The following is a 12,780-nucleotide window of genomic DNA, read 5'->3' on the forward strand; positions in this document are numbered from 1 at the left end:
ATGCATCACGCGCTCTGGCGGCTGCTCCGGTACGCGAAGCCGCACGCGGGAACCCTCGTCCTGGCCTTCGTGTGCATGGCGGTGTTGGGTCTCGCGACGGGCGCGTACGCGTACCTGCTGGGCCCGGCGCTGCGCTTCCTGTTGTCGGGAGGCGAAGAGGGCTTCGCGAGCGCGCACCGGGTGCCGTGGCTCGCGAACCTGCCGCGAGAGGCCGCGCTCTGGGGCTTCCCGGTGTTCGTGCTGGCGGTGGGCGCGGTGAAGGGCGTTGGGTACCTGGGCCAGTTCTACTTCATGGGCCTGTTCGCGCAGCGCGTGGTGAAGGACCTGCGGCGCGACCTGTTCCTGCGGCTCACGGCGCTGTCGCCGTCGCAGCTGTCGAAGGAGCGGACGGGAGATCTGCTCAGCCGCTTCTCCTCGGACGTGATGGCGGTGGAGCTGGCCGCCATGTACACGGTGGGCTCGTACCTGCGAGACACCATCCAGGTGCTGGTGCTCGCGGGCGTGGCGCTGGCGATGAGCCCGATGCTCGGAGGGCTGATGCTGGCGGTGATTCCGCTGGCGGCGCTGCCCGCCTCGAAGCTCACGCGCAAGGTGCTGAAGGGAACGCGAGAAGGGCAGTCCCACCTGGGGCAGCTCGCGGGCCAGCTGCATGAAGGGCTGGGGGGGCTGCGCACCATCCAGGCCTTCAACGGTCAGCAGGCGGAGCTGGCGCGCTTCGAGTCCTACGCGAAGGCCCACGAGGAAGCGGTGGTGGGCGCGGCCTGGGCGCGCGGAGGCGTGCCGGGGGTGATGGAGGTGCTCGCCGCGGCGGCGCTCGCGGGAGCGTTGGGGTACGCGGCGGCGACGCGGGCGATGGAGCCGGAGGCGCTCCTGTCGCTGCTCACGGCGGTCATCCTCGTGTACCAGCCGGTAAAGGACCTGGGCCGGGTGACGCAGTTCGCGGTGCAGGCGGGAGCGGCGGGGGAGCGCCTCTTCGCGCTGCTCGACCTGAAGCACCCCGTGGAGGACGCCGCCGGTGCGGTGCCTACGCCCGCGCTGCATGAGTCGCTGCGCATGGAGGACGTGCGCTTCTTCTACGGCGAGCGTCGCGCGCTGGACGGGCTGACCCTGGACCTGAAGGTGGGCCAGGTGGCGGCGCTGGTGGGAGGCAGTGGAGGCGGCAAGAGCACGGTGACGTCGCTGCTGCTGCGCTTCGAGCGTCCCCAGCAGGGGCGCATCCTGCTGGATGGCGTGGACGCGGACACGTACACGGCGGCGAGCGTCCGGAGTCAGTTCGCGCTGGTGACGCAGGAGCCATTGCTCTTCCACGGCACCGTGCTGGAGAACCTGCGGCACGCGAGGCCCGAAGCGACGAAGGAGGAAGTGGAGGCCGCGGCGAGGGTGGCGAACGCGGACACCTTCATCCAGGGCCTGCCGCAGGGCTACGACACGCGCATCGGCGAGCGAGGCGTGACCTTGAGCGGAGGGCAGCGCCAGCGCCTGTGCATCGCGAGGGCGGTCCTGTCCAAGGCCCCGGTGCTGGTGCTGGACGAAGCGACCAGCAGCCTGGATCCGGAGAACGAGCGCGAGGTGCAGGCCGCGCTGGCGAAGGTGCTCCCCGGCCGGACGGCGCTGGTCATCGCGCACCGGCTGTCCACGGTGACGAACGCGGACGTCATCCACGTGGTGGAGGCGGGCCGGATCGTGGAGAGCGGGAGCCACGCGGACCTGGTCCAGAAGGAAGGCCGTTACGCCGCCATGTGGCGCCTGCAGACGTCAGGCCCCATCGAGCGGGGAGCGGCGTGAGCAAGGCCGGCACGGCCAGGCGTCCCCTCTCCCTGGCGATCCGCGCCGTGTTCGGTTTGCTGTTCCTGCTCATGGGCGTCGCGGGCTTCTTCGCCTTCGCGGCGGGCTTCGCGGACTACCCCGTCGTCGAGCCCGCCCCGAACGCGAAGCCGTGGATCCGAGGCGCGTACCACGTGCACACCACGCGCTCGGACGGGAACGGGACGCCCGCGAAGGTCGCCCGGGCGGCGAAGGCCGCGGGCCTCGACTTCGTGGTGCTCACCGACCACAACGACTTCAAGCCGCCCGCCGCGACCTGGGTGGACGGCGTGCTGCTCATCCCCGGGGTGGAAATTTCGACCAACGCGGGCCACCTGACCGCGTTCGGCATGCAACGGCCCATCGAAGGCGTGACGCCCTGGGGGCCCCCGGAACAGGCGGTGGCCGCGGTGGAGGCCGCTGGAGGCACGGCGGTCCTCGCGCATCCGGTCCAGACGAAGAACCCCTGGAAGGACGAAGCAACGGCGCACCAGGTCCCAGGCTTCGAGCTGTACTCAGCGGACACCTTCTTCCGGCAGGCGCTGCGAAGCCCGGTGAGCCGGCTCCTGCCGGCGGTGGGCGCCTCCCTGGTGAACCCGGTGCACGGAGTGATGCTGCTCGCGGTCCCGGAGCCACGCCCGACGGAGCGCTTCCTGGAGCTGGCGCGAGAGCGCAAGCGCATCGCCCTGTGTGGCCATGACGCGCACGGGGTGCCCGCGTACGAGGACATCTTCAACGCGCTCGACATGGAGCTCCCGCCGGACGTGCTCAAGGGCCCCCTGTCCCAGAACGCGCGCGAAGCCGCGACCCAGGTCACGCAGGCCCTGGCGAGCGGCCAGGCCCTCTGCGTCTTCCGAGCGCTCGGAGCGCCGGAGGGCTTCACCCTGGAAGGCTTCGACGCGAACACGAGAGAAGCCCCCGTGGGCACGGTGCTGACGGTCCGCCTCCCGGAACACACCCCAGGCACGCTGGAGGTCCGGGTGTGGGGTGACGGCCGCCTGCAACCCGACGGGCAGCACATTGAGCTGACCGGTCCCGGCGCCGTCCAGGTGGAGGTCTGGGCCCACGCGCCCGGACGTTTCTTCGGCCACGAGTGGCGGCCCTGGCTGGTCCCCAGCCCGGTGCGAGTGGTGCCGAGACCGCCGGGCATCTGATAGAGCGCGGGACGTCGCCCATGCGCCTGCTCTACGTCGTCGCCACCTACGTCCTCTTCGCGCTGCTGTTCCCGGTGCTCTGCGTGTACCGGAAGACGCGTCACGGGCTGAAGCAGCGGCTGGGCTTCTACGGGCCAGGCGACCTGCCAAAGGGAGAGGGCCCGCTGCTGTGGTTGCACGGAGCCAGCGCGGGAGACCTGCTGGCCCTGGCCCCCATGTTCGGCCCCCTGCGCCAGCGCTTCCCCGGCTGCCGCATCGTGCTCTCGACGATGACGGACAGCGGCCACGCGATGGCAAGAGACCGCCTGGCGAAGCAGATCGACGGAGTCGTGTATGTGCCCTACGACCTCTGGGGCGCGACACGAAGGGCGGTGCGAGCCCTCCAGCCGGACCTCCTCGTCCTCGAGTACACGGAGGTCTGGCCCAACCTGATCCGCGCCGCGAAGCAGTCTGGAGCGAGCGTGGTGATGACCAACGGGCGCTTCTCCCCCGCGAACGTGGGGAGGTATCGGACGCTCTTCGGCCTCATCGAGAACCCGCTGAAGGACATGGACCTGCTGCTGATGCGGCAGGACGAGGAGTCCGAAAGAGCAAAGGCCCTGGGCGCACCGGCCGAGCGGGTCCTCACCACCGGGAACACCAAGTTCGACGCCCTCGCGGCGGGGCCAGCCCCCGAGGACGAAGCCCTGCGAACCGCCCTCGGCCTGGCTCCAGCGGATCCGGTGTGGCTCGCGGGAAGCACGCACGAGGGCGAGGAAGAAATCCTGTTGCAGGTGTATCAGCGTCTACGGGAACGCTGGCCCACGCTGAGCCTGGTCATCGCGCCGCGCTACCTGAACCGGGCGGAGCGGATCCAGACCCTCGCAAGGGAGCGGAACCTGACCGTGGGCCTGCGCTCGCAGGGCAACCCGGAGCGAGCGCCGGTGGTGGTGATGGACTCGATGGGAGAGCTGTCGCGAGCCTACCGCCTGGCGACGGTGGTGTTCGTGGGAGGCTCGTTCACGAAGCGGGGCGGCCAGAACATCCTGGAGCCAGCGGGGCAGGGCAGGCCGGTGTTGTTCGGCCCGCACATGGACAACTTCCGCGACAGCGTCGCGGTGCTGCAAGGCAACGGAGGCATTCAAGTGGCGGATGGAGAAGCCCTGCACGCCGCGCTGGAGGACCTCCTCGCCCATCCCGAACGTCGGCAGCAACTGGGAGCCCAGGCCGAAGCCACGGTGCGTCGAATCTCCGGAGCCAGTGAGCGCAACGCGGAGGCCATGGCCGCGCTAAGGAGGGCTCCTCGATGACCCTTATCGTCCATCCACACTTCCACAAGCGCTACACGGGAGTGACGCGGCACGTGGAGTCCGTCGTACCAGCGCTGGCCCAGGGCGACGAGACACGGGTCATCGGCTCTGGCCTGACGGAAGCCCTGCCGCGCATCACCTGGGGAGAGCTGATCCGCCGCTCGCACCAGGAGCCCATCGTCTGGCACGCGCACCGGAACAACGAGCTGCTGGCGGGGATGCTCCTGAAGGCGTTGGGAGGAAGGGTCCAACTCGTCTTCACGAGGCACACGTCGGTAGCCCCCACGCGCTTCACCCGCTGGCTCGCCAGGGGCGCGGACGCGCTCGTATCGCTCACGAAGCAGATCTCCGACGTCATCGCGCTCCCGTCCACGGTGATTTCGCACGGCATCGACCTCCAGCGCTTCCACCCACCGGAAGACCGCGACGCTGCCTGGGCCCGGCTCCAGCAGGGGGGCCGCTACGGCATCGGCGTCATCGGACGCATCCGCAAGGAGAAGGGGCAGGGCGACTTCATCGAAGCGCTGAGGCCCCTGTTGCCGCAGAGGCCGGACTGGCAGGCGGTGCTGGTGGGGCTCGCGAAGGGGCCGGACCTGGCATGGGTGAACGGGCTGCGCCAGGGCATCGAGGACCGGGTGCTGCTCGCGGGGGAGCAGTCCACCATCGAGCCCTGGTACCAGGGCCTGAGCATCCTGGTGCATCCCTCCTACGCGGAGGGCTACTCGCTGGTGCATGTGGAGGCGATGGCCTCCGGGTGCTGCGTGGTGGCCTCGAAGCTGCCGTACCTGGACACGCTCATCGAGCACGGCCGCACGGGCTTCTTCTTCGAACCCGGAGACGTGAAGGGCCTGCGCGACCTGTTGGACGAACTGACCCGCGAACCGGAGCGGGCCCGTCTGGTCGGCCGCAACGCGCAAGAGGAAGCGCGCAGCCGCTGCGGCGTCGAGCACGAAGCCCGGGCGCTCCGTGACCTCTACCATTCGCTGGTGAAGCGCTGATGCGCATCCTGCACCTGTTCGCGAGCCCCTTCTGGAGCGGCCCGGCGGAGAACATCGCGCTGCTGGCCCAGGCGCAGCGGGCGCTGGGCCACGAAGTCACGGTGGCAGTGGACCGCAAACGCCGGGACATCGCCGCCGAGGAGCCCGCCGTTCCCCGCTTCCATCAACTGGGCCTCCTGGACGAAGGAGGCCTGGTGTTGTCCGTGAAGTCCCCACCCTGGGAGCTCTGGAGCGACCTGCGAGCCCTCCGCCGCAGGACGGTGGACGTGGTCCACGCCCACTTCACCCATGACCATCTCGTGGCGCGCTGGGGAACGCCGAAAGGCGCTGTGCGGATCCGCTCCATCCACGCGCCTCGTTCACTGCGTTCCTCGCTGCCCGAAGCCGCCGCGTACACGGTGCCCGCGAGCCACCTGATGGAGAAGCTCGAAGGTCGGCATCGCCCCGTCCAGGTCCTGCCCGCGTTGGTGGACCCGATGTTCGAGCGCCCCCAGGACCGCAAGACCCTCCGCCGGACCCTGGGCCTCGATGACACGCACCTGGTGGGGATGATCTCCACGTTCCAGCAGAGCCGCCGTCACGCGCTGGGAGTCGAAGCCTTCGCCACGCTCCGCCAGCAACGTCCCGAATCTCGCCTCGTGCTCGTAGGTGATGGGGCGCTGCTCGAAGCGACCCGGAAGCAGGTATCGGAGCGAGGCCTCAACGAACAGGTGACGTTCGCGGGCTACCAGCAGGGAGCGGACTTCGCGAAGTGGCTGCAGGCCCTGGATGAAGTCTGGATCCTCGGCCTGGGGAACGACTGGAGCGCGAGAGCCGCGGCGCAAGCCAGGGCCTGCGGAGTCCGAGTAGTCGCGATGAACGAGGGAGCGCTCCCGGAGCTGGCGGACGCGAAGGTGGAAGCGCCCACGGTGGAAGCCGTCGTCACCGCCGCGCTGTCCGGAGCAACGGCGGGGACCCGGCACCCGACGAACGAGCACATCGCCCGGGACATCCTGGCCCTCTATCAGAAGGCAGCGGAGCCACGGCGATGACGGGCGGACCCACGGCCCTGGAGCGGATCTTCTATCCGCCGGCACCGGAGCCCTGGGCCCGTCGTGCCCTCTTGTCGCCGCTCACGCTGCTGTCCTGGACCTACAGCGGAGCGGTTCGTCTCCGCGGTGCCCTCTACGACTCGGGACTGAAGCGGGCCGAACAAGTCGAAGGTCTGCGGGTCATCTCCATCGGCAACCTCAACGTCGGAGGCACGGGCAAGACACCGGCGGTACTCCATCTCGCGGAGTTGCTGATCCGCGAAGGGCGCAAGGTCGGAATCCTGACCCGAGGCTACGGACGCGAGTCCCACGAGCCACTCACCTTCACGGGAGCGGAGCCCCTGCCCGCGGTGACGGACGCAGGCGACGAACCCCTGCTGCTCGCACGCAGATGTCCGAGGGCCCGGCTCTTCGTGGGAGCGGACCGCGTCGCGGCTGCATTCCGGGCCAGGGACGACTTCGGCCTGGACACGGTCCTGCTGGACGATGGCTTCCAGCACCGCCGCCTGCACCGTGACGAAGACCTGGTGGTCGTGGACGAAGCCGTGGGCCTGGGCAACGGCCAGCTGCTCCCAAGAGGCCCGCTGCGCGAGCCCCCATCGGCCCTGCGCCGCGCCACGCTCCTCTGGCTGAGAGCTGCTTCCGGAGACGCCGCCCCCAACCCATGGCTCGAAGGCGTGACCGCGCCACGGGTCCGAACACGCTATGGGCCCACGGGCTGGTGGGACCCTTCGGGGACCGAGCACGCGACGAAAGCGCTCGAAGGAAAGCCGGTCCTCGCCCTGGCGGGGCTGGCCCGGCCCGGAGGCTTCCTGAAGACCGTCACCACACTCGGAGCGGAGGTCCGGGACGCGGCCCTCTTCCCGGATCACCATCGCTTCACGGCGGACGAGCTTCACCGGGTTGAAGCCCGGGCCCGCCAGCACGGAGCGCTCGTGGTGACGACGGAGAAGGACGCGGTGCGCCTGCCCGTCGGCTTCGAGGCCTGGGTGGTGCGCCTGGGAGTGGAGGTCCTGGAGGGCGAAGCGCATCTCAAGCGGGCGCTCGGGCTGCAGGGAGAGACGCGCGACTTGTGAGGGCTGGACCGCTGTGGGACAACGCGCGCCCATGCCCGCGGCCCCGTCTTCACGTCCGGCAGCTTCGTCCTCGCGCCTGCCACTCGCCTTCGCGCGCCGTCGGGTGTTGCTGGTGGGAGACCTGGTCGCCGACCACTACCTCTACGGACAGACGGACCGGGTGAGCCGCGAGGCCCCCGTGCTCATCGTCCGGTACGAGTCGTCGGAGGTGAATCTCGGCGGCGGAGCCAACGTGGCGGCCAACATCCGCGCGCTGTCGGGGCAGGTGACGGCGGTGGGCGCCCTGGGCGTGGACTCGATGGGCAGCGAGCTGCGCAAGCTCTTCGAAGCCGCGGACATCCGGCTGCACGCGGTCAGCAGCCGGAGCATCCAGACGGAGACGAAGACGCGCATCCTCGCGGGAGGCATCAGCACCACGAGGCAGCAGATGCTCCGCGTCGACAGGGGCCAGCGAGGCCCCCTCCCGCCCCGGATGCGCAAGGCCATCGCCAGGCAGGTGGAGGCCGCGGCGAAGGACGCGGACGCGGTGGTGGTCTCGGACTACGGCGCGGGCGTCGTCAGCGACGAGGTCCGGGCTGTGTTGCGAAAGCTCGCCGCGGACGGCCTCCCGGTCTGCGTGGACAGCCGCTACGCGCTCATGGCCTTCGCCGGCCTCACGGTGTGCAAGCCCAACGAGCCGGAGTTGGAAGCGCTCACGGGCCGTCCGGTGCGCACGAAGGAGGACCTCCTGGAGGCCGGTCACGAAGCGGTCCGCAAGCTGGGCTGCCAGGCCCTGCTGGTGACGCGAGGCCGGCATGGCATGGCCGTCTTCGACGCGAAGGGCGGCGTGGACCTCATCCCCGTGCACGGAGCGAAGTCGGCGGTGGACGTGACGGGAGCGGGCGACACGGTCATCGCGAGCTTCGCCTTGGCACTCGCGGCCGGAGCCTCGTTCGGTGAAGCCGCGAGGCTCGCGAACGTCGCGGGCTCGCTGGTGGTGCAGAAGCCCGGCACGGCGACGGTCTCCCGCGAAGAACTCCTCGAAGCGCTGCGGAGCCCTCGATGAACACCCTGGACAAGCTTCGTCCCCTGGCCGCCATCGTGGAGGAACGGGAACGCTGGCGCGAGCAGGGCCGCACGGTGGCCCTGGCCAACGGCGTCTTCGACCTGCTGCACGTCGGTCACGTCCGCTACCTGGAAGGGGCGAAGGCCCTGGCGGACGTGCTGGTGGTGGCGGTGAACTCGGACGCCTCCACCCGGGCCTACAAGGGGCCGGGCCGTCCGCACATCCCGGAAGCGGAGCGCGCGGAGCTGGTCGCGGCGCTGGCCTGCACGGACCGCGTCGTCGTCTTCGACGAGCCGAACGTGCGGACCCTCATCCGCGCCCTCAAGCCCGACGTGCACGTGAAGGGGACGGACTACACGCCGGACTCCATTCCGGAAGGTGACGAGGTCCGGGCCTACGGAGGGAGGACGGCGGTGGCGGGAGACCCGAAGGACCACAGCACCACGGAGCTGGCCCGCAGGCTCGGCCGCGAAGGCGCGAAGTAGCCCATGGTCCTGGACCCGGCGCTGAGGTCCATCCTGGGGTGTCCCCACTGCAAGAGCCCGCTCGAAGAGCACCAGGGCCCCCCGCCCGAAGTCCGCTGCGGCAAGTGCCTCCGAGCCTGGCCCGTGGAGGAAGGCGTCCCCCAGATGGTGTCCGAGCAGGAGCGACCGCTCACCCCGTGAGCGAGGCCCGCTCCGCGACGAAGGACCGGACCTCCGTGGCCACGCGCTGCTCCAATCCCACGCCGGAAGCCCCATCCACGACGGGCGTCAGGTCCACCATCCGGTGGGGCGCCACCGCATGGCCCCAGCGCTCCATGTCGATGCGCAGGAAGAACGCGAGCGTGGGCGCGCCCACGGCGACCGACAGGTGCATGGGCCCGGTGTTGTTGCAGATGGTGAGGCCCGCGGTCCGCATCAGAGCACCCAGCTCATCGATGCTCGTCGCCGGAGCAAGCTCCGCCCCCGGAGCGCCGGAGAGCACGGTCCGAGCCAGGGCCTCCTCTCCGGGCCCCCACGTCACGACAGGCGAATAGCCGAGTGAAATGAGCTCCCGTGCCGCCGCCGCGAAGGCCTCGGCCGGGATGCGGCGCTCGCCCAGCCGGCCTCCCGGGTTGATGACCGCGCGCCGCGAACCCGTCCCGGAGAACGTCGCCAGATAGCCGCGGAACGCCTCGCCGAGCACCGGCTCCCGGAACGAAAGCCCCTCGGCGACAGCGCCCTTCGTCAGGGGCGTCAGCAGGTGGGTGCGCTGAATGGCCTCGTGCCGCGTATCGGACCGGGCAGGCACGGACACCGACTGCAGCAGCGACACCGGCCAGATGCCGGGTCCAATGACGACCGCCTTGGGGCCCACCATCCGCGCAATCAGCGCGCTCGTCACGGACGGAGCACTCCAGTTGGCGCAGTCCACCACGGTGTCATAGCCCGCGCGGCGAAGTGCACGGATGCCAGGCGCCAGCGGCCCCAGCCAAAGCAGGCGCCGGTCGAACGCCAGGACCGCATCCGCGTCAGGGTGTCCCTGGAGGACGCGAGCCACCTTGGCGTGCACCAGCACATGCACTTCCGGAGGCGGATGGAGATGCGCCTTGAGGGTCCGCATCAGGGGCGTGGTGAGAAGGGCCTCGCCCACGCGGTTGTCGGGCCGGACGAGCAGGACCTTTCGCGGGTGGGGGAGGGGCGCTCCGGGAGAACGGCGACGTCCGGGGCGCCAGAACAGGAGGGAAGCCAGGAGCGTCAGTGCCAGCTTCGCCCACGTTTCAAGCCGCTTGTGCCACGCCATCGGCGGCGGACCCTACCAGAATTGGAACGGACACAAGACGCTGGCTTGACCTTGGGACCGAAAGCCCCTAGCACCCGGCCCGATGCTCAAGAGCATGACTGGATTTGGTTCGGGCCGCGCCCGCGTGGGGGACGAAGAGGTCTCCGTGGAAGCACGCTCGCTCAACCACAAGTTCTGTGAAGTGAAGGTCCGGCTGCCGCGCGAGCTGTCCGCGCTCGAGCCTGCCCTCGTGAAGCAGGTGAAGGACCGCCTCGCGCGAGGCTCGGTGGAGATCCTGGTGCGCCGGCAGGCCGCCACCGTTTCGGGCAACGTCCCCACGGTGGATGTCGCCCTGGCCCGCGAATACGCGCGAGCCTTCCGCGAGGTCGCCGAGGCCATGGGCCAGTCGGTGGACGTCGCCTGGTCGCAGGTGGCCAACCAGCCGGGCGTCATCCGCCTGGAGGAGAAGGGCGTGGACGTGGAGTCCGCCACCCAGGCCACGCAGACCGCGCTCCAGCAGGCGCTCGCGGCCCTGGAGACGATGCGGAACACCGAAGGCGAGTCCATCCACACGGACCTGGACGCCCGGATGAAGCTCATCGAGGGCTGGAGCCAGGAAGTCGCCCGGCTCGCGCCTCGCGCGGTCAGTGACTACCAGCAGCGGCTCACCGACCGTGTCGCGGAGCTCGCGCGCGGCGTCGCGGTGGATCCGCAGCGCCTGGCGCAGGAAGTGGCCCTGTTCGCCGAGCGCACGGACATCGCGGAAGAGGTGACCCGGCTCGCGACCCACCTCGAGCAGTTCCGGCTCCTGATGGCGAGCCCCGAGCCGGTGGGCCGGCGCATGGACTTCCTCGTGCAGGAGATGCACCGCGAGGTGAACACGACAGGCTCCAAGAGCCAGCACGCGGAGATCTCCGCGCGCGTGGTCTCGATGAAGGCCGAGGTCGAGCGCATCCGCGAACAGGTGCAGAACGTCGAATGAACGAACCCACTGGACTCCAGCCTGGCCTGCTCCTCGTCCTCTCCGCGCCGTCCGGAGCTGGAAAGACCACCCTCGCGCACCGGCTGCTGAAGGAGATGCCGGACGGCATCTTCTCCACCAGCGTCACCACCCGGCGCGCCCGGGGCAAGGAGCAGGAGGGCGTGGACTACCACTTCGTGGGAGTCGCCGCCTTCCAGGAGAAGATCGAGAAGGGCGAGTTCGTGGAGTGGGCCGAGGTCCACGGCCACTTCTACGGCAGCCCCCAGTCCGTGGTGGACGAAGCCCGCACCCGCCGTGGCACCGCCATCTTCGACATCGACGTCCAGGGCGGGCAGGCCATCAAGCGCAAGCACCCTGACGCGGTCCTCATCTTCGTGCTGCCCCCCTCCATGGAGGAGTTGGAGCGGCGGCTCCGGGATCGCCAGACGGACTCGGATGAGACCATCCGTCGCCGGATGCTGGCCGCTCGCTCGGAGATCGAGCGGGGGATCGCGTCCTACGACTACATCGTGGTGAACGACGACATCGAGCGCGCCTATCAGGAGCTCCGCTCGGTGGTGGTCGCGGAGAAGTGCCGGCGGGGAAGGGTGGACCTCTCCAAGCTCAAGTTCGGGAGCTGAAATCCGTCGGGGGAATGGGTGGGACCGCCCCACGGGTTCCCCCTCCACCACGTCGCACCGCGCTGGCAGCCTGCATCAAATATCTTGCGCTGCCCGATCGCCTGATGGATAAGCCGCCCACCTCGCGGCGACACGCAGGCGTCACTCCGGTGGCACCTGAGCGACGCAGAGACGGGGAGAGGCGCAGTCGGCCTCATCGGTGACGGGAAGTTGACATTCTCCGAACCGATTCTTAGATGGTGCCGCAGCAGGGCAGCCGATCAGCGGGCGTTGAAGGTGTCGGAGCGGGTTGCCGCCTCACGGGAGGCGGAGCAGGTCGGGAAGTAGAAGCAGCAGTCGAGCGGTTGACACAAAACGCGGCGGTGGTACAAGCCGCGCCCCTCGCTTCGAAGCCCGCGCACTGGCGCGGAAGGCACTTCGTAGAGAGAGCAGCACCGACAAGGAAATAGGGCAGTCAACGAGCGGGTTGACAGCGAGCGCGGCGAAGAGATAGAAGCCGCGCCCCACCGAAGAAGCAGCGGTCCGGAAGGCAACACAACGGACGCAAAGCGGTGAGGAAAGCTGACAGCAAGCGGTTGACAGGGAACGCGGCGCTGAAGTAGAAGCCGCTCCCCTTCGAAAAGAAGCGGCGGAAGTCACTGGACGGCGCCGACGAGATTCGAAGCAGCCCGCAGGACGCAAAAGCGAAGTTGACGCTGACTGCGAACTGAAATAGAAGCTGCAGCCCCGCCGGTTGAAACGAAACCGGCAACAAAGTAGACGGTAGCAAAAGTCGCGAAGCAAAACAAGCGGCTCGGTCTTTGAAAACCAAATAGCAAGCCCAAGTAGTAATGGATTGCGGAAACCCGCAGTCAATTTTTTGAGGGCGCTTCATCTCAAGAGCAGCGCTGAAAAGCGCAGCGAGAGGGAAGCGCCGACGAATCAGCGAGCCGAGACTCCTTAGCCGGGTCTCGGGGAACGCCGGTTCAAGCAAACCAAGAATACAATTGGAGAGTTTGATCCTGGCTCAGAACGAACGCTGGCGGCGTGCCTAACACAT

At 69.3% G+C, this 12,780-nt stretch carries 11 protein-coding genes; 10 read left to right on the forward strand and 1 reads right to left on the reverse strand.

What is annotated here, in order from left to right; translation table 11 throughout:
* Genes D7Y21_RS19265 through D7Y21_RS19300 form a run of 8 tightly spaced genes read left to right on the forward strand, consistent with a single transcriptional unit; the run spans window position 1 to window position 8,881 of the window.
* On the forward strand, window positions 1-1,785 hold the full coding sequence (locus D7Y21_RS19265) for an ABC transporter ATP-binding protein (RefSeq protein WP_121714897.1): 1,785 nt from the start codon (window positions 1-3) through the stop codon (window positions 1,783-1,785).
* Window positions 1,782-2,957 carry a PHP domain-containing protein gene (locus D7Y21_RS19270; protein ID WP_121714899.1) on the forward strand — a complete coding sequence of 392 codons (1,176 nt, stop codon included), beginning with the start codon at window positions 1,782-1,784 and terminating at the stop codon, window positions 2,955-2,957. The genes D7Y21_RS19265 and D7Y21_RS19270 overlap by 4 nt, the downstream gene beginning before the upstream one ends.
* A 20-nt stretch (window positions 2,958-2,977) precedes the next feature.
* Window positions 2,978-4,246 (forward strand): 3-deoxy-D-manno-octulosonic acid transferase, encoded by a 1,269-nt coding sequence (locus tag D7Y21_RS19275; protein ID WP_121714902.1) that lies wholly within the window; start codon window positions 2,978-2,980, stop codon window positions 4,244-4,246.
* Window positions 4,243-5,244, forward strand: a complete 1,002-nt coding sequence (locus tag D7Y21_RS19280) for a glycosyltransferase family 4 protein (RefSeq protein WP_121714904.1) — start codon at window positions 4,243-4,245, stop codon at window positions 5,242-5,244. The genes D7Y21_RS19275 and D7Y21_RS19280 overlap by 4 nt, the downstream gene beginning before the upstream one ends.
* Entirely contained in the window at window positions 5,244-6,275 is a 1,032-nt protein-coding gene (locus tag D7Y21_RS19285; RefSeq protein WP_121714905.1) for a glycosyltransferase, read from the forward strand. The genes D7Y21_RS19280 and D7Y21_RS19285 overlap by 1 nt, the downstream gene beginning before the upstream one ends.
* Window positions 6,272-7,351 carry a tetraacyldisaccharide 4'-kinase gene (gene lpxK, locus D7Y21_RS19290; protein WP_121714907.1) on the forward strand — a complete coding sequence of 360 codons (1,080 nt, stop codon included), beginning with the start codon at window positions 6,272-6,274 and terminating at the stop codon, window positions 7,349-7,351. The genes D7Y21_RS19285 and lpxK overlap by 4 nt, the downstream gene beginning before the upstream one ends.
* A gap of 31 nt (window positions 7,352-7,382) precedes the next feature.
* Window positions 7,383-8,396 (forward strand): bifunctional heptose 7-phosphate kinase/heptose 1-phosphate adenyltransferase, encoded by a 1,014-nt coding sequence (locus tag D7Y21_RS19295; protein ID WP_120567681.1) that lies wholly within the window; start codon window positions 7,383-7,385, stop codon window positions 8,394-8,396.
* Window positions 8,393-8,881, forward strand: coding sequence for an adenylyltransferase/cytidyltransferase family protein (locus tag D7Y21_RS19300; RefSeq protein WP_121714909.1), 489 nt, complete (start codon window positions 8,393-8,395; stop codon window positions 8,879-8,881). The genes D7Y21_RS19295 and D7Y21_RS19300 overlap by 4 nt, the downstream gene beginning before the upstream one ends.
* Before the next feature lie 169 nt (window positions 8,882-9,050).
* Here D7Y21_RS19300 and D7Y21_RS19305 read toward each other — a convergent pair whose 3' ends face one another.
* Window positions 9,051-10,160 (reverse strand): glycosyltransferase family 9 protein, encoded by a 1,110-nt coding sequence (locus D7Y21_RS19305; protein WP_121714911.1) that lies wholly within the window; start codon window positions 10,158-10,160, stop codon window positions 9,051-9,053.
* A gap of 82 nt (window positions 10,161-10,242) precedes the next feature.
* Between D7Y21_RS19305 and D7Y21_RS19310 the strand changes: the two genes are divergently transcribed.
* Both D7Y21_RS19310 and gmk read left to right on the forward strand, forming a co-directional pair.
* Entirely contained in the window at window positions 10,243-11,121 is an 879-nt protein-coding gene (locus D7Y21_RS19310) for a YicC/YloC family endoribonuclease (RefSeq protein WP_121714913.1), read from the forward strand.
* The gene (gene gmk, locus D7Y21_RS19315) at window positions 11,118-11,741 is read left to right on the forward strand and encodes a guanylate kinase (protein WP_120567677.1); all 624 of its coding nucleotides are present in this window, start codon (window positions 11,118-11,120) and stop codon (window positions 11,739-11,741) included. Before D7Y21_RS19310 ends, gmk begins: the two co-directional genes overlap by 4 nt.
* The last annotated feature ends 1,039 nt before the right edge of the window (window positions 11,742-12,780 follow it).

Origin of the sequence: Corallococcus sp. AB045 (assembly GCF_003668895.1) — a bacterium.
In the GTDB taxonomy this organism is placed as follows: Bacteria; Myxococcota; Myxococcia; order Myxococcales; family Myxococcaceae; genus Corallococcus; species Corallococcus coralloides.

Bases quoted from the DNA above. Each gene is read 5' to 3' on its own strand.
- D7Y21_RS19305 (WP_121714911.1), bottom strand. From the start codon at position 10,160: ATGGCGTGGCACAAGCGGCTTGAAACGTGGGCGAAGCTGGCACTGACG.
- D7Y21_RS19280 (WP_121714904.1), top strand. From the start codon at position 4,243: ATGACCCTTATCGTCCATCCACACTTCCACAAGCGCTACACGGGAGTG.
- D7Y21_RS19300 (WP_121714909.1), top strand. From the start codon at position 8,393: ATGAACACCCTGGACAAGCTTCGTCCCCTGGCCGCCATCGTGGAGGAA.
- D7Y21_RS19310 (WP_121714913.1), top strand. From the start codon at position 10,243: ATGCTCAAGAGCATGACTGGATTTGGTTCGGGCCGCGCCCGCGTGGGG.
- lpxK (WP_121714907.1), top strand. From the start codon at position 6,272: ATGACGGGCGGACCCACGGCCCTGGAGCGGATCTTCTATCCGCCGGCA.
- D7Y21_RS19265 (WP_121714897.1), top strand. From the start codon at position 1: ATGCATCACGCGCTCTGGCGGCTGCTCCGGTACGCGAAGCCGCACGCG.
- D7Y21_RS19275 (WP_121714902.1), top strand. From the start codon at position 2,978: ATGCGCCTGCTCTACGTCGTCGCCACCTACGTCCTCTTCGCGCTGCTG.
- gmk (WP_120567677.1), top strand. From the start codon at position 11,118: ATGAACGAACCCACTGGACTCCAGCCTGGCCTGCTCCTCGTCCTCTCC.
- D7Y21_RS19295 (WP_120567681.1), top strand. From the start codon at position 7,383: ATGCCCGCGGCCCCGTCTTCACGTCCGGCAGCTTCGTCCTCGCGCCTG.
- D7Y21_RS19285 (WP_121714905.1), top strand. From the start codon at position 5,244: ATGCGCATCCTGCACCTGTTCGCGAGCCCCTTCTGGAGCGGCCCGGCG.